The following is an 18,110-nucleotide window of genomic DNA, read 5'->3' on the forward strand; positions in this document are numbered from 1 at the left end:
AATCACAATACCCAAGTGGGTTTCTGGTTTTCCTTGTCCCAAACCGGTGACATCTCCCGCAGGTAATTCACCACAGCGGGCACTTCGTTCAGCATATAGTCCACATCAGCTTCCGTGTTGTCCGGCCCCAGGGAGATACGCAGGGAGCCGTGGGCGATGGCGTGAGGCAGACCGATGGACAGCAGCACATGAGAGGGGTCCAGGGAGGCCGAGGAACAAGCCGAGCCAGAAGAGGCGCAGATGCCCTTGGCGTCCAGATGGAGGAGAAGCGCCTCTCCCTCCACTCCCTCAAACACAAAGGAGGCGGTACCGGGAAGCCGGTAAGTCAGGCTGCCGGTAGCCTTGGTGTAAGGCAGCTTGGTCAGGCCCTCGATCAGCTTGTCCCGCAGGGCAGCCAGCCGGACAGACTCAGCAGAGAGATTTTCCACCGCCTCGGTGAGAGCGGCGGCCAGGCCCACGGCCCCGGGCACGTTCTCAGTACCGGAGCGGCGGCCCTTCTCTTGTCCGCCGCCGTGGATGAGGGGCGGCAGCCGCAGGGGCTTACGCATATACAGCACTCCCACGCCCTTGGGTCCGCCAAACTTGTGGCCGGACAGGGAGAGCAGATCCACCTGCCACGCTTCCACATCCACCGGGATATGTCCCACTGCCTGGACGGCATCGGTGTGGAAGAGTACCTTGTGGGCCTTTGCAATGGCACCGATCTCTGCAATAGGCTCAACGGTGCCGATCTCGTTATTGGCTGCCATGACGGAGATCAGAATGGTGTCGGGGCGGATAGCCGCCTCCACCGCGGCGGGGTCCACCCGCCCTTCCCCGTCCACCGGCAGATAAGTCACCTCGTACCCCTGCTTCTCCAGATACTGGGCGGTGTGGAGAACAGCATGGTGCTCGATGGCAGTGGTAATGATGTGGCCGGTCTTTTTACCCTTCAGGGCCATCAGTTCAGCCACACCCCGCAGGGCCCAGTTGTCTGCCTCGGTTCCGCCGGAGGTAAAATAAATTTCCTCCGGCTTGGCATTCAGACAGCGGGCCACAGCGGCGCGGGCTTTCTCCAGGTCACTTTTGGCCTGCTGGCCAAAGGCATACAAGCTGGAGGGATTACCGTAACCCTGGGTAAAATAAGGAAGCATGGCCTCCAGCGCCTTAGGGGAAAGAGCGGTGGTGGAGGCGTGGTCGGCGTAGATCATGGTATGGTTCATGGAGCGTGCTCCTTTCTATTTACTAAATTCCTATATGTTTACTATGATTATAGTCACACAAATTCTGTTTGTCAAGAAAAACTTTCCGCGACGGTTTTTCCGTTGACGGCAAAAGTTGGGGATGCTATATTGAGCGTAAGAAGATATCATGCGAACAAATACAGGAGACAACTTTATGGATAAACGGCTGTTCAAAAGTATTTTGCTCATCATCACCTACGCGGTGGTTCTGGTGATGGTGCTGGCCCGGCTGGACGTTGTCGGCTTTGCACTGGGCCGTCTGCTGGGTCTGTTTCGGCCGCTGATCATCGGTTTTGCTCTGGCCTTCATTCTCAACCGCCCCTGTCACTTCTTTTTCCGGCTGTACAATTGCGGCCTGGGGAAAACCAAGGCCGCAGGCGCTGCCCGGCCCCTGGCTGTAGTCACCTCCTACCTGGCCCTGATCGTGGTCATTACCGGGGTGTTCTCCTTCGTGCTGCCCAAGCTGACGGAAAGTATCCAGACCTTTGCGCTAAACCTCAGCGGCTACATTTCAAATGTTCAGGACTGGATCAATCATCTGGCGGACTATCTCCATCTGGATATGGAGGCTCTGGATCTGTCCAGTTTGAACCAAACTCTGGAAAACCTCTTTAAACAGGCCCTTGGCTTCCTGTCCAGTCTGGCGCCCCAGCTGCTTGAGATCACCACCAGCATTGTCTCGCTGGTGGTCACCGGAGTGCTGGCTCTGGTGTTCTCCATTTATATGCTCTCAGGTAAGGAAAAGCTGCTGGGCCAGTGCCGCCGGGTGCTGCGGGCCTATGTACCCAAAAAATTCGCCGATCCCATTACCGATGTGATCCATCTGACCTCGGACACCTTTACCCGTTTTATTACCGGTCAGCTCATTGAGGCCTGCATTCTTGGCGGCCTGTGCACTGTGGGGATGCTGTTCATTCAGCCGGACTACGCCCCCCTCATCGGCGTCACTGTAGGCGCCTCCGCCATTATCCCTGTGGCGGGCGCCTATATCGGCGCCATCCTCTCGGCGGTGCTGCTGCTGATGGTCTCCCCCCTGAAGGCTCTGATTTTCCTGGTCTTTCTAGTCATCCTTCAGCAGATCGAGGGCAATGTGATCTATCCCAAGGTGGTGGGCTCTTCCATCGGCCTGCCCGGCATCTGGGTGCTGGCCGCCGTCACCGTGGGCGGCGGACTACTGGGGCTGGAGGGCGTCCTGCTCAGCGTGCCGGTGGCCTCGGTGCTGTACACTCTGCTGCGGCGGGACGTGCGCCGCAGACTGGACCACTCCGGTGAAGCGTAAATACTTTTATGAACCAACACAAAGAGGCGGCAGATACGATCTGCCGCCTCTTTGCTCGTTTCTTTCGGATATAGCCCCTTCGGTTGACAAGGGCGCAGGGGGTGAAATATAATAAATCCGATAACTGGCGAATTCTGACGATTCGCCCATAAAGGAGAAGGAAGTCTATGATGGATAACAGGCTTATCGCAGTGGCTCAGGGGCAGGCTCCCGCTGATGTGATCATCCGTGGCGGCCAGCTGGTCAACGTTCACACTGCAGAGATCTACCCCGCCGACATTGCTATCGCCGGAGAGCGCATCGCCGCTGTGGGCAACCTGCCCGAAGGCTGCTGCGGCCCAGACACTAAGATCATCGACGCCGCCGGCAAGTACCTGGCTCCCGGCTTTATCGACGCCCACATCCACATTGAGAGCAGCATGCTCACCTACACCGAGTTTGCCAAGATGGTGGTCAAGCACGGCACCACCGCCGTGGCCAGCGACCTGATGGAGGTCACCATCGTCTCCGGCGTGGAAGGCATGAAGGAAGTGCTGGCCGAGTCCGCCGGCACCCCCGTGAAGCTGTACTACCCCGTCCCCGCCTTCATGGAGGAGAACGGCCTTCAGACCACCGGTTCCACCCTCCACACCGCCATGATGGACGAGCTGATCCAGCTGCCCCAGGCCGTGGGTCTGGCCGAGGTGCTGGTGCCCCCCATCCTGGGCGGCAGCCCCGCCTCCGCCCACATGCTGGAACTGGCGGAGAAGTACCACAAGACCGCTGAGGGCCACGCCCCCGCCACCTATGACGGAGCGCTGAACGCCTACGCCTCCACCGGCATCAACTCCGACCACGAGTCCACCAACAAGGAGGAGGCTCTCCAGAAGCTGCGCGCCGGCCTGCATGTGCTGATGCGGGAGGGCTCCGCCTCCACCGACCTGCGTGCCTGCCTAAAGGTGCTCACCGAGAACCACGTGGACGCCCGCCACTGCTGCATGGTGTCCGACGACATCGACGCCCTCCACATCAAGGATCTGGGCCACCTGGATCACAAGGTGCGCATCGCCGTGGAGGAGGGTGTGGATCCGGTGACCGCCATCCAGATGGTCACCCTCAACCCCGCTGAGAGCTTCCGCATCGACAACGAGTGCGGCTCCATCACCCCCGGCAAGTATGCCGACGTGGTGCTGCTGTCCTCCCTGGAGCAGTGCAAGGTGGAGCAGGTGGTGTCCAAGGGCGAGCTCATCGTGGACAACGGCGCCCTCACCCGGGAGCTGAAGGCTCCCGCTTACAGCGACAAGCTGCTGGGCACCGTACATATGAACCACGTCACCGGGGACGACCTGGTGCTGAAGGTGGATCCCAAGGCCTCCAAGGCCACCGTCCATGTCATCGGTGCCTCCCCCGTGTCCCTGCTCACCGACGACCTCACCGTCACCCTGCCGGTGGTGGACGGCGTGGTGCAGCCTGACGTGGAAAACGACATCCTGCGCATCGCCTGCGTGGAGCGCTACGGCAAAAACGGCTCCATCGGCCGCGCCTTCATCAAGAATTTTGGTCTGAAGTCCGGCGCCATCGCCATCTCCGTGGGCCACGACCACCACAACGTCAGCGTGGTGGGTTCCAACCCCGACGACATGGCTCTGGCCGTCAACCGCATTCAGGAGCTCCAGGGCGGCCTGGTGTTCGTGGACGGCGGCAAGGTCATCGAGGAGATCGCCCTGCCCATCTGCGGCCTGCTGGCCAACGAGCCCGGCGAGGTCATTGCCGAGAAGCTGAGGGCCGTCATCGCCGCCATGGCTCAGCGGGGCTGCACCGTTCCCTCCCCCAACGTCACCCTGTCCTTCATCACCCTGATCTTCATCCCCGCGCTGGCCATCTCCGACCAGGGTCTGTTCGACGTGAGCAAGTTCCAGATCATCGACCCCGTCATCTCGGTGGAATAAGGAGGCAGCGGCAATGGCTCAGACTTATCTGAAAAATGGTTATGTCCTCTCTATGGACGCCAATGACACCGTCTATGACGGCGGCGGCGTGCTGGTGGAGGACGACAAGATCGTCGCCGTAGGCAAGGTGGATCCCGCTCTGGTCAAGCCCGACGCGGAGGTCATTGAGCTGGGCGGCAAGTACGTCCTGCCCGGCTTCGTCAACACCCACGTCCACACCTCCCAGCAGATCAGCCGGGGCGTGGGCGACGACGTGGACTTCATCACCTGGCTCCACGACCGGATGTGGCCCTATGAGAGCAACATGACCGAGGAGGACTCCTACGTCTCCACCCTGATGACCTCCCTGGAGCTCATCCGCTCCGGCGTCACCTCTTTCGCCGAGCCCGGTGGACAGTTCGTCTCCGGCATGGCCCGGGCCACCAAGGAGTCCGGCCTGCGGGGCAAGCTGGCCAAGTCCGTCATGGACTGCGGCGACGGTCTGCCCAAGATCTGGCAGCGCACCATGGAGCAGGAGCTGGAGCAGCAGGTGGTCGACCTGGAAAAGTACCACAACACCGCCGACGGCCGCGTCCAGGTGTGGTTTGGCCTGCGTACCATCTTCAACAACACCGACGAGCTGTGCGTGCGCACCAAGGAGCTGGCCGACAAGTACGGCGTAGGCATCCACATGCACGTGGCCGAGGCCAAGGAGGAGAAGGAGTACACCTACGCCCGCTGGGGCGAGGGTACCGTCAAGCACCTGGAGAACCTGGGCGTGCTGGACAAAAACCTGCTGGCCGTCCACACCGTGTGGCTCAACGACGAGGAGCTGGAGCTCTTCAAGAAGCGGGACGTGAAGGTGTCCCACAACCCCGCCTCCGCCATGCGGGTGCTGGGCTTCGCCCGCATCCCCAAGATGCTGAACATGGGCATCTGCGTTTCCATCGGCACCGACGGCGCTTCCTCCTCCAACCACATGGACATGGTGGATGAGATGTGGCTTACCTCCCTGATCCACAAGGGCTGGCGGCTGGATCCCACCGTGGTGCCCGCTCAGGACATCCTGCGGATGGCCACCAAGTGGGGTGCCCGTGCTCTGATGGACGAGAACCTGTACGGCTCCCTGGAGGCCGGCAAGAAGGCCGACCTTATCGTCATCGACCCCCACGGCCCCTCCATGATGCCGGTGAACGACAAGATCGCCGCTCTGGTCACCGCCATGCACTCTGTCAATGTGCAGTCCACCATGTGCGACGGCAAGTGGCTCATGCGGGATCGGAAGATCCTGGTGCTGGACGAGGAGGCCATCCTGAAGGAGGCCTGCGAGCGCGGCGCCGCCATCTACGACCGGGCGGGCATCAAGCTGCCCGACCGCTTCCCCGTGGTGAAGGTAAACCAGGACTGATCAACAACAAAAAACGGAGCGGTGCAGCTTTGGCTGCACTGCTCCGTTTTTTATTGTTTACACATAGAGGTAATCGTTGAGCACAGGCTGGAGGCCCTCGGCGGAGATGTCGGCGTACATGGCTTCAAAGCTGCGATCGTCGCTGATCTCAAACTGCTCGTCGCCCTCTGCGCCATCGCTCTCTTTGCCGGTGTATTTGCTCTCATGGTCGCCGATGCCGGTGGAGACCCCAGCGGACACCTTGGTGGCGGCGATCTTCACGATGCCGTTGCGGAACTCCGCGCTCTCCCGGGAGGATACGGTGATGCCCGCAAAAGGCAGGAAGATCCGGTAGGCGCACAGCACCTGGCACAGCTGCCGCTCGTGGACGTCCCGGGGGTTGATTCTGTCGTTGTTGATGATGGGCCGCAACCGGGGACAGGACAGAGACATCTCGGCGTGGGGGTACTTGCGCTGGAGGTAATAGACGTGCAGGCCGGTGGCCAGGGCATCCTTGCGGAAGTCCGCCAGGCCCAGCAGGGCGGAGAAGCCCACACCCCGCATGCCGCCCATGAGGGCACGCTCCTGGGCCTCGAAGCGGTAGGGCCACACCCGCTTGTGGCCCATCAGGTGGAGGGTCTCGTACTTGTCGGCGTCATAGGTCTCCTGGAACACGGTAACATAGTCGGCGCCGCACTCCCGGAGGTAGCGGTACTCGTCGCTGTTCACCGGGTAGATCTCCAGGCCCACCATGCGAAAATACTTCCGGGCCAGCTTACAGGCCTCGCCGATGTACTCCACCCCGCTCATGGAACGGCTCTCGCCGGTAAGCAGCAGCACCTCCTCCATACCGGAGGCGGCGATGACCTGCATCTCGTGCTCGATCTGCTCCTGATTTAGCTTCATCCGCTTGATGTGGTTGTAGCAGTTGAAGCCGCAGTAGATACAGTAGTTCTCGCAGTAGTTGGCGATGTACAGCGGGGTGAAGAGGTAGACCGTATTGCCGAAGTGCTTCCGGGTCTCCAGCCGGGCCCGCTGGGCCATCCGCTCCAGATAGGGCTCCGCCGCCGGAGAGAGGAGGGCTTTGAAATCCTCGATGGAGCAGGTCTCGTGGTTCAGAGCCGCCTCCACCTCCCGGGCGGTGTACCGCTCCGGGTCGTAGTCGTTCATATGGGCCAGTACCTTGTCCATCACATCGGACTGGATGCGCTCCATACCGGGGAGGTAGGCCATGTGGTCCGCCCGGCTGGCGGGATCGGTCTCCAGCTGGTGCTTGCGCTCCAGAGCCTGAGGACTCAGAAACTCCGAATCCACAAAGAACTGATTTTCCTTGTTTTCCATGGTGCGCCCCCCTCTCAGTCCCGAAGGAAGCCGGTAAGGGGGTCGGAGGCAGCGGCCCCCCGGAGCAGCACCCGGCCCAGGCCGGACAGATAGGCCTGACGGCCCGCCTCAATGGCCTTGCGGAAGGCGGAGGCCATCAGAGGCAGGTCGCCCGCGGTGGCCAGGGCGGTGTTGGCCATGATGGCGGCGGCGCCCATCTCCATAGCCTCGCAGGCCTGGGAGGGTCGGCCGATGCCGGCGTCCACAATGATGGGCAGGTCGATCTCGTCAATGAGGATCTGTATAAATTCCCGGGTAGCCAGGCCCTTGTTGGAGCCGATGGGAGACGCCAGGGGCATCACCGCCGCCGCGCCGGCGTTCACCAGATCCCGGGCCGTATTCAGATCCGGGTACATGTAGGGCATGACCACAAAGCCCTCCTTGGCCAAAATCTCCGTGGCCCGGATGGTCTCCTGGTTGTCGGGCAGCAGATACTTGGTGTCCCGCATGATCTCCACCTTCACAAAGTCACCACAGCCCAGCTCCCGGGCCAGCCGGGCAATGCGCACCGCCTCGTCGGCGTTCCGGGCGCCGGAGGTGTTGGGCAGGAGGGTGACGCCCTTGGGAATGTAGTCCAGGATATTTTCGTGCTCCTTGGTATTGGCCCGGCGGACTGCCAGGGTGATGAGCTCCGCTCCCGCGTCCCGGACGGCGGCCTCAATGAGCTGCAGGGAGTACTTCCCGGAGCCCAGGATGAAGCGGGACGTAAAGGTGTGGCCGCCGATGACCAGCGGGTCGTTCTTCAGCTGTTCTGTCATAAGTATCTCCTCTTCTTTCTGTATTTGATTGGATGAATAGCGTGTTAAGGTTCCGTCTCCCCGGCCAGGAGCCGGAGGATCATGTTGGCCTGATGGGCGGCGCACACCGCCACCCTTGCAGACACCAGGCCCAGCCCGTGGGATACGTCGGAGGTCTCGTCGCCGCACAGGTACAACTTCCCGAACGCCCGCCGGGTGCGGATAGTATTGGCGCTGCCCAGCCCGGCCATACCGGAGGCGGCAACCAGGGGCTTTTGGGGAAAATGCTCCAGCACGCCGGAAACCAGCATGGCTTTGGCCTCCGGCCGGTCAAAGGCCTCACAAACGATGTCGTCCTCCGTCAGCAGCTCGGGCAGGTTTTCCTCCGTCACCCGCACCGTGTCTGTTCGCACCTTACAATAGGGAGCGATCCGCTTCAAGGTCTCCGCCAGGGCTTCCGTTTTGTACCTGCCCAGCTGATCCGCCATGTACTGCTGGCGGTTCAGGTTGGTGAGATCCACCTTGTCAAAGTCAATGAGGTGGAGGGTACCCACCCCCGCTCGGGCCAGGGCGATGGCCACGTTTGAGCCCAACCCGCCCAGGCCGCAGACCGCCACCCGTCCGGCGTCAAATCTGGCCTGTAGAGCCTGACCGTGGCGCTCCTCCAGGGCCCGGTGCATCTCTTCTTGTGTGGGGATCATGTCAGCCGCCCCCCACGAAGCCCACCACTTCCAGGGCGTCCCCGTCTGTGAGAATGGTCTCGCCGTAAAGCCGTTTGGGCACGATCTCGCCGTTGCGCTCCACCGCCACCCGGGTCAGGTTGAATCCCGCCTCCGCCAGATAGTCCGCCAGGATTCGGCCCGCCAGATCAAGCTCCGTTCCGTTGATTCTGACCACGCACTTTTCCTCCTTCAGCAGCAAAAAAGCCGCACGAAAGGATTACACCCGTGGTGGTGTACCCCTTCGTGCGGCTCTTGCCTTACACTCTGGCGATTATTATAGCATATGAAAGCGGAATGTCAAGCCGCCCGGTTATGAACCTTCTCCTTATTCCACAGGCTTGAACATGCCCTTGTCCACGCCGCACAGGGGGCAGGACCAGGAAGAGGGGATGGCGTCAAAGGGTGTGCCGGGAGCTACGCCGTGGGCAGGGTCGCCCTCGGCGGGATCGTAGATGTAGCCGCACAGGGCGCAGACAAACTTGCCGCCGGCGGGCTTTTCAGCGGGGGCGTCCACAGGCACGGTGCACAGGGCGGCCACGCTGCGGGCGTAGTCGGCCATGGCGTCCAGGTCGGCCTGGGTGGGGGTAAAGAGCACCCGGAAGGGAGCCTCGGGGGCAGCATAGCGCAGGCCCTTCAGGAAGGTGTGGAGCATGGGAGCGGCCTCTCCGCTCCAGCCGTAAGCACCGAAGGCACCGGCGGCCTTGCCCTTCAGGTTGATGGGATCGATGGAGGTGAGCACATCCCACACTGCCTTGGGAGCGGCGCGGTTGATGGTGGGAGAGCCTACCAACAGCACGTCGGCCTCGTGGGCCAGCTTGACGCACTCGGCATAGGGCACCACGGTGACGTCGGCGGTGGTCACGTCGTAGCCCTCACCCTCCAGAGCCTTGGCGGCAGTCTCCGCCAGGGTGCGGGTACAGCCGTAGGCGGAAGCGTACACCACGAAGGCGGTGCGCTTGGTCTTGGGAGCGGGAGTGCTCCAGGTGCGGTAGAGCTCCTTAGCCTTGCTAATGGTCTCGGTCAGGCAGGGGCCGTGGCTGGTGCACACCATGTCCACGTCGGCGGGCATCTTGTCCAGGCCGGCCAGCACGCTGGACTTGAAAGGCCCGAAAATACCGGCGAAGTAATAGGCAAACTCGCCCTCATAGGCGGTCTTGTCGTGGATGTTCACATCCAGCATGGTGGGCTCGCAGAAGTGGCAGCCCAGGAAATCGCAGGTGAACAGGGTCTTGCCCGCCTTGTCCCAGGTGAACATGGAGTCGGCCCAGTGGAGCATAGGGGCGGGGATGAATTCCAGCACCCGGTCGCCCAGGTCCAGAGTATCCCCGGCAGCCACGGTGCGGCAGTTCAGCTCCAGGTTGGTGATATCCTGCAGGTGCTTCTTGCCCGCCTTGGTGGCAATGATCTCCAGCTTGGGGCAGACAGAGAGCAGCTTGGCCACGCTGCCGGAGTGGTCGGGCTCGTTATGGTTCATAATGAGGTAATCCACATCCTCCACCGGGATGACCTGGCGGATGTTGTCCAGATACTCCTCAAAATAATCGGTATGTACGGTCTCAATGAGGACGTTCTTCTCCCCCGTGAGCAGATAGGCATTGTAGGAGGTGCCGTATTTGGACTCCATTACGATATCAAAGACGCGCAGGGCGGGGTTGAGTACGCCCACGGACCAGAGGTTTTCCTTCAGCTTGATCGCGCTCATGGCGATTCCTTCCTTTCTTTTTGTCTCATTTTATTTCCTAGCAGAACACAGTATATTATTCCAGTATCCCCTTGTCAAGGGCATTTACAAAAACTGCCTGGTCTGTTTTCTGCTCTCCCGTCGCCTTGACTTTCCCAAGGGCGGAGGATACAATGAAATGGCACGAAATGACTGATTCTGAGGTGAGACCATGCCCATTTATCTTGATAACGCCGCCACCACTCAGGTGTGCGTCCAGGCGGCCCGGGCAGCCTATGAGGCCATGACGGAGGGCTTTGGCAACCCCTCCTCCGGCTACGCCCTGGGCCAGCAGGCAGCGGCTCTGGTGAAGGAACGCCGGGAGACGGTGGCCCGCTGCCTGGGCTGTCTGCCCGAGGAGCTCTTCTTTATTTCCTGCGGCACCGAGGGAGACAACTGGTCCATCCGGGCCGCCGTGGAATATGGAAAGCGGAAAGGAAAGCACCTGATCACCACCGCCATCGAGCACTCGGCTGTACTGGAGCCCATGAAGGACCTGGAGCGTCAGGGGTATGAGGTCACCTATCTCAAGCCGGACAAGACCGGTCACATCTCCATCGACGACCTGACCGCCGCCCTGCGGCCGGACACCATTCTGGTATCCATGATGCTGGTGAACAACGAGGTGGGGACCATCCTGCCGGTGGCGGAGGCCGCCCGGGCCATCAAGGCCGCCGGCTCCCCCGCCCTGCTCCACTGCGACGCGGTACAGGGCTTTTTAAAGGTACCCTTCACCCCCAAGGAGCTGGGGGTGGACCTGCTCACCATCAGCGGCCACAAGATCCACGCCCCCAAGGGCATCGGCGCACAGTACATCCGCAAGGGGCTGAATGTGAAGCCCCTGCTGATGGGAGGCGGACAGGAGAGCGGCCTGCGCTCGGGCACTGAGCCCACCGTCCAGATCGCCGCCCTGGCCGCCGCCTGCGAGGCCTGGAAGCCGGAATACCGGGAGCAGATCCGAGCGGTGAAGGACTACGCCCTGGAAAAGCTGAAGGAGGTACCCGGCCTGGAGGTAGTCAGCCCGGGAGATGCCCCTCACGTCTGCGCCATTTCCCTGCCCGGCTACCCCAGCGAGATGCTGGTCCGCGACCTGTCCGACATGGGCATCTGCGTCTCCTCCGGCTCGGCCTGCCACAAGGGCAAGCCCAGCCACGTGTTCGCCGCCCTGGGCCTGCCCAAGCGCACCCTGATGGGCGTGCTGCGGGTGTCCTTCTCGGCGGAAAACACCCGGGAGGATGTAGACGCGCTGGCCCAGGGGCTGATTTCCATTACAAAAAATCGGATCGCAATGAGGTGAGACTTTGTTTTCCTGTCTGAGGCGGGGTCCCGCCTTTTACAAGAATGTGGTGCTGCTGGCCCTGCCCATTCTGCTGCAGAACCTGTGCACCACCCTGCTGGGCCTGATGGACACCTTCATGGTGGGTGCCCTGGGCGAGGCACCCCTGGCCGCAGTGCTGGTGGCCAACACGCCGGTGTTCGTCATCCAGCTGGTCATCTTCGGCCTGCAGAGCGGCTCGTCGGTGCTCATCAGTCAGTTCTGGGGCAAGGGAGACACCGACTCCATCAACCGAGTCATCGGCCTGGGCTGCTATGTGGCGGGTGCCATCTCTCTAGCCTTTGCGGGGATTATGTTTTTCCTGCCGGTGCCCCTGATGGGCCTACTCACCGACAACCAGGAACTGGTACCCCTGGCGGCATCCTACGCCCGGATCGTGGGCTTCTCCTACATCCTCAACAGCCTTACCGGCGTGTATGTGGGGGCTCACCGGTCCATGGAAAACCCCAAGCTTGGCATGATCATCTTCGCCATCTCCATGGTGACCAACACCTTCCTGAACTGGGTACTCATCTTCGGCAATCTGGGGGCGCCCGCCCTGGGGGTGGAGGGGGCCGCCCTGGCCACCCTGCTCTCCCGGGTGGTGGAGTTCGTCATTATGCTCACTTATGCCCTCACCAACCGCCGGTTCAAGCTGCGGGCAGGGCCTCTGTTCCGGCCGGGAAGCGCACTGATCCAGAAATTCATCCGCTATTCCGGCCCGGTTGTCCTCAACGAGACTCTGTGGGGACTGGGCAACTCCATGTATAAGGTAGTCATGGGCCACATGGAGGGCTCTACCGAGATCCTGGCTGCCCGGGCCCTGGCGGGCAACATTGAGGACCTATGCACCGTGGCCATCTTCGCCATCTCAGGCACCACCGCCATCATCATCGGCCGGGAAATCGGCGCCGGCCGGCGGGAACAGGTATACGAGATGGGAGGCGCCCTCAACCTGCTGGCCATGGGCTGCGGACTGGTCATCGGCCTGCCTCTCATCGCCGGGGCCTGGTTCCTGTTCCCAAGCCTGCTCTATCCCTTCTTCCACTTGTCTGCGGTGTCCGGCGGTATCACCACCATGATGCTCACCTTCACCGGCGCTATCCTCCCCCTGCGGGCCTTCAACACGGTCAATACCGTGGGGGTGCTCCGGGGCGGAGGTGACGTGCGGGCCGCCACCATCATCGACCTGCTTCCTCTTTGGCTGGTAGCTCTCCCCCTGGCCGCTCTCTTCGGCCTGGTGCTGAAGTGGGGCATCTTTTGGGTCTATGTGGGCGTCATCATGGAGAGCACCTCAAAATTCTTCTTCGGCGTGCCCCGGTTCCGTTCCCGGGTTTGGATCAACGACGTCACGCAATTCACCCACGAAAAGGAGGCGTCCCAATGAAGGTCACCGTTCTGATGGAAAACTCCGCGCCGGAAGGTCTGATCCCCGAACACGGTCTCTCCTTTTATATCGAATACCGGGGCGGCCGCTATCTGCTGGATGCCGGGGAGTGCGGCGCAGTGCTGGTCAACGCCCACAATCTGGGTGTTGATCTGTCGAAGGTGGATAGAGCCGCCCTGTCCCATGGCCACTATGACCACGCCGATGGCTTCAATGCCTTCTTTGCCGTCAATCACACCGCCTCCGTCTGCGCCCGGCCCCGGATCGTGGAGCCGGAGTACTGGGAGGAGAAAGAGTACATCGGCGTCAACCCCGGCATGCTATGCCGATATGAGGAGCGCTTTGACCTGGCGGAAGGGCCTCGGGAGCTGGCTCCCGGCCTCCACCTCATCCCCGACCGGGTGAAGCATGAACAGTCCCTGGTGGCTGAAACCAGCCAGGGACTGGTGGTGTTCAACTCCTGCTGCCATGCGGGAGTAGTGAAGATCCTGACCCAGCTGAAGGATCAGTTCCCCCAAACACCTATCCGGGCGGTGCTGGGCGGCTTCCATCTGATGGGAAAGGACGGTCCCTCCACCCTGGGCCCTGCTCCGGAAAAGGTGCACGCCATCGGCGCCGCCCTCCGGGACGAGCTGGATGTAAGGGCGGTCTACACCGGACACTGCACAGGGACACCCGCTTACACCATTTTAAAGGAGGAGCTGGGCGACCGGCTCCACGCCCTCACCACCGGAGCCATCTACGAATTTGAAGATTAAGAAAGGACGCGCCATCCGGCGCGTCCTTTTTATAACTCCCGTTCCATTCTGATATCGGAAAGTTGAAACCATTTATCGGAATACGTTACGTATTCAAAACCCAGCTTTTCGTAGATCCTGAGGGCGGATTTCAGCTTGTGGTTGGAGGTGACCACGATGGTCTTCTGCCCCGCGTCCCGGGCGGCCTGGAGCACAGCTTCCATCAGGGCGGTACCGATGCCCTGCTCCCGATACTCCTCCTTGACGCCGAACTTCAACGCCTCGCACACGCCCTCGCCCTGGAGCTCCAGCATCACCATCCCCACGATCTCATCCTTTGCCCTGGCCAGCAGCACCCGACCGCCCCCGGCGATGAACCGGTGGGGATCAGCCAGCATCTCCAGATCCACCGGTTCCAGCAGATCGTACTCCAGCAGCCAGGGCAGGGAGATATCCTCCAGCGCCTGCTTGTAGCGGTCCTCATAATCGATGATCTCTACCGGTAAGCCGTCCAACACGCATACCCCCTCTTGTGCCCATCATATCATTGAATCTCCCTCCCGTCAACCGCACCTTGTTTGCAGTCTTGTCCCCCGTCTGCCATAGTTTTTCCGTTCACATTTAATTTACAACCCTGCCTATTGACTTTTTCGGCGGGGGGTGCTACATTATGGTTAGCACTCAGGGAGTATGAGTGCTAAATTCGTAGAGAGGTGGCCGGAATGGATTTAACAGAACGAAAAAGACGCATACTCCGTGCCATCATCGAAAGCTACATTCAGTCGGCGGAGCCGGTGGGCTCCAAGGCCATCGCCCAGGCCATCGGCATGGAGGTCTCCTCCGCCACCATCCGGAATGAGATGGCGGACCTGGAGTCTATGGGCCTGCTGGAGAAGCCCCACACCTCCGCCGGACGTATCCCCTCTCCCAAGGGTTACCGGCTGTACGTCAATGAACTGATGGAGGAGCACAAGCTCTCCCTTCAGGAGACCGAGCGCATCAACCAAGCCCTGCGGCTGAAGATGCAGGAGCTGGACCGGGTGCTGGATCAGGCGGGCCGGGTGGTTTCCCAGCTCACCAATTATCCCGCCTTTGCCCTCTCCTCCGGGATGGACCGGGTAACCATTCGCCGGTTCGACCTTTTGATGGTGGAGCGCAACGCTTTTATTATTGTAGTAATGACGGACAGCAACATCGTCCGCAACCGGCTGATCCGCCTGCCCTCCGATCTGACGGAGGCCCAGCTGCAGATGCTCAACACCCTGCTCAACACCACCTTCACCGGCCTGACGCTGGAGGAGATCACACCGGAGCTGATGCGGGTGGCCCAGCACGCCGCCGGAGACGCCTATGGGCTGATCTCCCTGGTGGTTTCCTTCGCCATCGAGGTGTTGGAAAGCCTGGAACGGCGTACCGTCCACACCTCTGGCCTTGCACATCTGCTGGAGCTGCCGGAATACCGGAGCCTGGACCGGGCCCAGCCTCTGCTGAGCTATCTGTCGGAGGACGCTGATCCCGCCCGGTTCCCCGTACCCAAGGACGACCCCATGAAGATCCTCATCGGCCCGGAAAACGTAGCCGATGCCCTGAAGGACACCAGCGTTGTGGTGGCCAGCTATGATATCGGAGAAGGCATGCGGGGCGTCATCGGCGTAGTGGGACCCACAAGAATGGATTACGCCAAGATCACCGCCCGTCTGTCTTATCTGGCCGAAGGCCTGAGCCGTCTGTTCGGCCAGGGCGAGCTGCCGGACGGCAGGGACGATCACAAATAGGAGATGAGTGTACTCAATGAGCAGCAAGAAAGAAAACAAGCCGGCGGAGGAGCTGGAGCAGACCGTTTCTCAGCAGCCTGAGGAGCAGGCCGCCGAAGCCGCCGCCCCGGAGGAGACGCCCGATCCCCTGCTGGAGGAACTGGAGGCACTGAAAAAGAACCTCAGCGATCAGGAGGATAAATTCCTCCGTCTGGCCGCCGAGTACGACAACTACCGCCGCCGCAGCCAGAAGGAAAAGGAATCCGCCTGGGCGGACTCCAAGGCAGAGACTGCCGCCGCCTTCCTGCCGGTATATGATAATCTGGAGCGGGCTCTGAAGCAGGAAACCGCAGACGAGGCCTACAAGAAAGGCGTGGAGATGACCATGAACCAGCTGCGGGAGGTTCTCTCCAAGCTGGGTATCGAGGAGATCCCCGCTCTGGGCCAGCCCTTTGACCCCAACCTTCACAACGCCGTGATGCATGTGGAGGACGAGAACGCCGGAGAGAACACCATCGTTGAGGTGTTCCAGGCCGGTTTCCGCAACGGAGACAAGGTCATCCGGTTCTCTATGGTTAAGGTAGCAAACTGATTTCATTTGTTAAAAACCAATTTCTTTATTATTGGAGGAATAGATTATGTCTAAGATTATTGGTATCGACCTCGGTACAACTAACTCTTGCGTCGCCGTTATGGAAGGCGGCGAGGCTGTCGTCATCGCCAACGCGGAAGGCAACCGCACTACCCCCTCTGTCGTGGCCTTCTCCAAGGACGGCGAGCGTATGGTGGGCCAGGTGGCCAAGCGCCAGGCTATCACCAACCCCGACCGCACCATCGCTTCCATCAAGCGTGAGATGGGCACCAACTACAAGGTGAACATCGACGGCAAGGCCTACACCCCCCAGGAAATCTCCGCCATGATTCTGCAGAAGCTGAAGGCGGACGCCGAGGCTTATCTGGGCCAGCCTGTCACCGAAGCTGTCATCACCGTTCCCGCTTACTTCACCGACGCTCAGCGTCAGGCCACCAAGGACGCCGGCAAGATCGCCGGTCTGGACGTAAAGCGTATCATCAACGAGCCCACCGCCGCTGCTCTGGCCTACGGTGTGGATAAGGAGACCGACCAGAAGATCATGGTGTACGATCTGGGCGGCGGCACCTTCGATGTGTCCGTGCTGGAAGTAGGCGACGGCGTCATCGAGGTTCTGGCCACCGCTGGCAACAACCGTCTGGGCGGCGACGACTTCGATAAGGCCGTCATGGATTGGATGGCCGCTGAGTTTAAGAAGGACACCGGCATCGACCTGACCGGCGACAAGGTTGCCATGCAGCGTCTGAAGGAGGCTGCTGAGAAGGCCAAGATCGAGCTGTCCGGCGTTACCTCCACCAACATCAACCTGCCCTATATCACCGCCGATGCCACCGGCCCCAAGCACCTGGATCTGACCCTGACCCGTGCCAAATTCGACCAGCTGACCGCTTCCCTGGTGGAGGCCACTGCCGGCCCCGTGCGTCAGGCCATGAGCGACGCTGGCCTGGGCTCCGGCGACCTGGCCAAGGTACTGCTGGTGGGCGGCTCCAGCCGTATCCCCGCCGTGCAGGACATGGTGAAGAAGCTGACCGGCAAGGAAGGCTTCAAGGGCATCAACCCCGACGAGTGCGTGGCCATGGGCGCTGCCCTGCAGGGCGGCGTTCTGGTGGGCGACGTGAAGGGCCTGCTGCTGCTGGACGTCACCCCCCTGTCCCTGGGCATTGAGACCATGGGCGGCGTGATGACCAAGCTCATCGAGCGCAACACCACCATCCCCGCCAAGAAGAGCCAGATCTTCACCACCGCCGCCGACAACCAGACCTCCGTTGAGGTTCACGTACTCCAGGGCGAGCGTGAGATGGCTCAGTACAACAAGACTCTGGGCCGGTTCAACCTGGACGGCATCGCTCCCGCCCGCCGCGGCGTGCCTCAGATCGAGGTCACCTTCGACATCGACGCCAACGGCATCGTGAACGTGTCCGCTAAGGATCTGGGCACCGGCAAGGAGCAGCACATCACCATCACCTCCTCCACCAACATGTCCAAGGAGGACATCGACAAGGCCGTCAAGGAGGCCGAGCAGTTCGCCGCCGAGGACGCCAAGCGGAAGGAAGAGGTTGATGTCCGCAACCAGGCCGACCAGGTGGTCTACCAGACCGAGAAGGCTCTGGAGGACGCCAAGGACAAGATCGACGCCGGCGACAAGGCCAATGTGGAGGCCGCTCTGAACAAGCTGAAGGACGCCCTGAAGGGCACCGACATCGAAGCCATCAAGGCCGCCACCGAGGAGACCACCAAGGCCTTCTATCCCGTGGCTGAGAAGATGTATCAGCAGGCCAACCCCCAGGGCGGTCAGCCCGGCCCCGACATGGGCGGCGCCAACTTTGGCGGCCAGGCCGGCGGCGCCAACACCGACCCCAACGTGGTGGACGCCGACTATCAGGTAGTCGATGACGACAACAAGTAATAGCCGGAGCAAAGCGGCGGGGGCTTGCCCCCGCTGCTTTCCGTGTGTAAAGAGGTGAACACCA

The 18,110-nt window shown here is 61.3% G+C and carries 16 protein-coding genes; 9 read left to right on the plus strand and 7 right to left on the minus strand.

Annotated features, from left to right (window positions below):
• Positions 1-2 precede the first annotated feature (2 nt).
• Positions 3-1,202, minus strand: a complete 1,200-nt coding sequence (gene nifS / locus ACTNB1_RS12660; protein ID WP_441169928.1) for a cysteine desulfurase NifS — start codon at positions 1,200-1,202, stop codon at positions 3-5.
• A 175-nt stretch (positions 1,203-1,377) separates the two neighbouring features.
• Between nifS and ACTNB1_RS12665 the strand changes: the two genes are divergently transcribed.
• The 3 genes from ACTNB1_RS12665 to ACTNB1_RS12675 all read left to right on the plus strand — a co-directional run bounded on the left by ACTNB1_RS12665 (position 1,378) and on the right by ACTNB1_RS12675 (position 5,817).
• On the plus strand, positions 1,378-2,502 hold the full coding sequence (locus tag ACTNB1_RS12665) for an AI-2E family transporter (RefSeq protein WP_441169930.1): 1,125 nt from the start codon (positions 1,378-1,380) through the stop codon (positions 2,500-2,502).
• A 167-nt stretch (positions 2,503-2,669) separates the two neighbouring features.
• Positions 2,670-4,430, plus strand: coding sequence for an adenine deaminase (gene ade / locus ACTNB1_RS12670; RefSeq protein WP_441169931.1), 1,761 nt, complete (start codon positions 2,670-2,672; stop codon positions 4,428-4,430).
• A 13-nt stretch (positions 4,431-4,443) separates the two neighbouring features.
• Entirely contained in the window at positions 4,444-5,817 is a 1,374-nt protein-coding gene (locus ACTNB1_RS12675; protein WP_441169933.1) for an amidohydrolase, read from the plus strand.
• A 57-nt stretch (positions 5,818-5,874) separates the two neighbouring features.
• On the opposite strand, the gene thiH is transcribed toward ACTNB1_RS12675, so the two are convergent.
• The 5 genes from thiH to ACTNB1_RS12700 form a co-directional block, all read right to left on the minus strand.
• Positions 5,875-7,137: a 2-iminoacetate synthase ThiH gene (thiH, locus tag ACTNB1_RS12680; protein WP_441169935.1), complete on the minus strand. Its 1,263-nt coding sequence runs from the start codon at positions 7,135-7,137 to the stop codon at positions 5,875-5,877.
• Positions 7,138-7,151: 14 nt separating this feature from the next.
• Complete coding sequence (locus tag ACTNB1_RS12685) at positions 7,152-7,934, minus strand: thiazole synthase (RefSeq protein WP_441169937.1); 783 nt, start codon at positions 7,932-7,934, stop codon at positions 7,152-7,154.
• A 44-nt stretch (positions 7,935-7,978) separates the two neighbouring features.
• Positions 7,979-8,614, minus strand: a complete 636-nt coding sequence (gene thiF / locus ACTNB1_RS12690; protein WP_441169939.1) for a sulfur carrier protein ThiS adenylyltransferase ThiF — start codon at positions 8,612-8,614, stop codon at positions 7,979-7,981.
• A gap of 1 nt (position 8,615) precedes the next feature.
• Positions 8,616-8,810, minus strand: coding sequence for a sulfur carrier protein ThiS (gene thiS / locus ACTNB1_RS12695; RefSeq protein ID WP_441169941.1), 195 nt, complete (start codon positions 8,808-8,810; stop codon positions 8,616-8,618).
• A gap of 150 nt (positions 8,811-8,960) precedes the next feature.
• A complete protein-coding gene (locus tag ACTNB1_RS12700) occupies positions 8,961-10,337 on the minus strand; it encodes a rubredoxin (RefSeq protein ID WP_441169943.1) in 1,377 nt (458 codons plus the stop codon).
• 190 nt (positions 10,338-10,527) lie between these two features.
• Here ACTNB1_RS12700 and ACTNB1_RS12705 point away from each other — a divergent pair, with 190 nt between their 5' ends.
• From ACTNB1_RS12705 to ACTNB1_RS12715, 3 genes are read left to right on the plus strand one after another with little or no spacing between them, the layout of a single operon-like run.
• Complete coding sequence (locus ACTNB1_RS12705) at positions 10,528-11,652, plus strand: cysteine desulfurase family protein (RefSeq protein ID WP_441169945.1); 1,125 nt, start codon at positions 10,528-10,530, stop codon at positions 11,650-11,652.
• Between the two features lie 4 nt (positions 11,653-11,656).
• A complete protein-coding gene (locus ACTNB1_RS12710) occupies positions 11,657-13,057 on the plus strand; it encodes an MATE family efflux transporter (protein WP_441169947.1) in 1,401 nt (466 codons plus the stop codon).
• Positions 13,054-13,815, plus strand: a complete 762-nt coding sequence (locus ACTNB1_RS12715; RefSeq protein WP_441169948.1) for an MBL fold metallo-hydrolase — start codon at positions 13,054-13,056, stop codon at positions 13,813-13,815. The genes ACTNB1_RS12710 and ACTNB1_RS12715 overlap by 4 nt, the downstream gene beginning before the upstream one ends.
• Positions 13,816-13,844: 29 nt before the next feature.
• Here ACTNB1_RS12715 and ACTNB1_RS12720 read toward each other — a convergent pair whose 3' ends face one another.
• A complete protein-coding gene (locus ACTNB1_RS12720; protein ID WP_441169950.1) occupies positions 13,845-14,312 on the minus strand; it encodes a GNAT family N-acetyltransferase in 468 nt (155 codons plus the stop codon).
• Between the two features lie 204 nt (positions 14,313-14,516).
• Here ACTNB1_RS12720 and hrcA point away from each other — a divergent pair, with 204 nt between their 5' ends.
• Genes hrcA through dnaK form a run of 3 tightly spaced genes read left to right on the plus strand, consistent with a single transcriptional unit; the run spans position 14,517 to position 18,046 of the window.
• Positions 14,517-15,569 carry a heat-inducible transcriptional repressor HrcA gene (hrcA, locus tag ACTNB1_RS12725; RefSeq protein ID WP_441169952.1) on the plus strand — a complete coding sequence of 351 codons (1,053 nt, stop codon included), beginning with the start codon at positions 14,517-14,519 and terminating at the stop codon, positions 15,567-15,569.
• 16 nt (positions 15,570-15,585) lie between these two features.
• Complete coding sequence (gene grpE / locus ACTNB1_RS12730) at positions 15,586-16,140, plus strand: nucleotide exchange factor GrpE (RefSeq protein ID WP_441169954.1); 555 nt, start codon at positions 15,586-15,588, stop codon at positions 16,138-16,140.
• A 46-nt stretch (positions 16,141-16,186) separates the two neighbouring features.
• On the plus strand, positions 16,187-18,046 hold the full coding sequence (gene dnaK, locus ACTNB1_RS12735) for a molecular chaperone DnaK (protein ID WP_441169956.1): 1,860 nt from the start codon (positions 16,187-16,189) through the stop codon (positions 18,044-18,046).
• Positions 18,047-18,110 lie beyond the last annotated feature (64 nt).

Source organism: Flavonifractor sp. HCP28S3_F3 (assembly GCF_052065355.1).
Taxonomy (GTDB): domain Bacteria; phylum Bacillota; class Clostridia; order Oscillospirales; family Oscillospiraceae; genus Flavonifractor.

What these genes read in the sequence shown, in the direction of transcription:
- nifS (WP_441169928.1), bottom strand. Translation starts at nt 1,202, where the DNA reads ATGAACCATACCATGATCTACGCCGACCACGCCTCCACCACCGCTCTT.
- ACTNB1_RS12665 (WP_441169930.1), top strand. Translation starts at nt 1,378, where the DNA reads ATGGATAAACGGCTGTTCAAAAGTATTTTGCTCATCATCACCTACGCG.
- ade (WP_441169931.1), top strand. Translation starts at nt 2,670, where the DNA reads ATGATGGATAACAGGCTTATCGCAGTGGCTCAGGGGCAGGCTCCCGCT.
- ACTNB1_RS12675 (WP_441169933.1), top strand. Translation starts at nt 4,444, where the DNA reads ATGGCTCAGACTTATCTGAAAAATGGTTATGTCCTCTCTATGGACGCC.
- thiH (WP_441169935.1), bottom strand. Translation starts at nt 7,137, where the DNA reads ATGGAAAACAAGGAAAATCAGTTCTTTGTGGATTCGGAGTTTCTGAGT.
- ACTNB1_RS12685 (WP_441169937.1), bottom strand. Translation starts at nt 7,934, where the DNA reads ATGACAGAACAGCTGAAGAACGACCCGCTGGTCATCGGCGGCCACACC.
- thiF (WP_441169939.1), bottom strand. Translation starts at nt 8,614, where the DNA reads ATGATCCCCACACAAGAAGAGATGCACCGGGCCCTGGAGGAGCGCCAC.
- ACTNB1_RS12700 (WP_441169943.1), bottom strand. Translation starts at nt 10,337, where the DNA reads ATGAGCGCGATCAAGCTGAAGGAAAACCTCTGGTCCGTGGGCGTACTC.
- ACTNB1_RS12705 (WP_441169945.1), top strand. Translation starts at nt 10,528, where the DNA reads ATGCCCATTTATCTTGATAACGCCGCCACCACTCAGGTGTGCGTCCAG.
- ACTNB1_RS12715 (WP_441169948.1), top strand. Translation starts at nt 13,054, where the DNA reads ATGAAGGTCACCGTTCTGATGGAAAACTCCGCGCCGGAAGGTCTGATC.
- hrcA (WP_441169952.1), top strand. Translation starts at nt 14,517, where the DNA reads ATGGATTTAACAGAACGAAAAAGACGCATACTCCGTGCCATCATCGAA.
- grpE (WP_441169954.1), top strand. Translation starts at nt 15,586, where the DNA reads ATGAGCAGCAAGAAAGAAAACAAGCCGGCGGAGGAGCTGGAGCAGACC.
- dnaK (WP_441169956.1), top strand. Translation starts at nt 16,187, where the DNA reads ATGTCTAAGATTATTGGTATCGACCTCGGTACAACTAACTCTTGCGTC.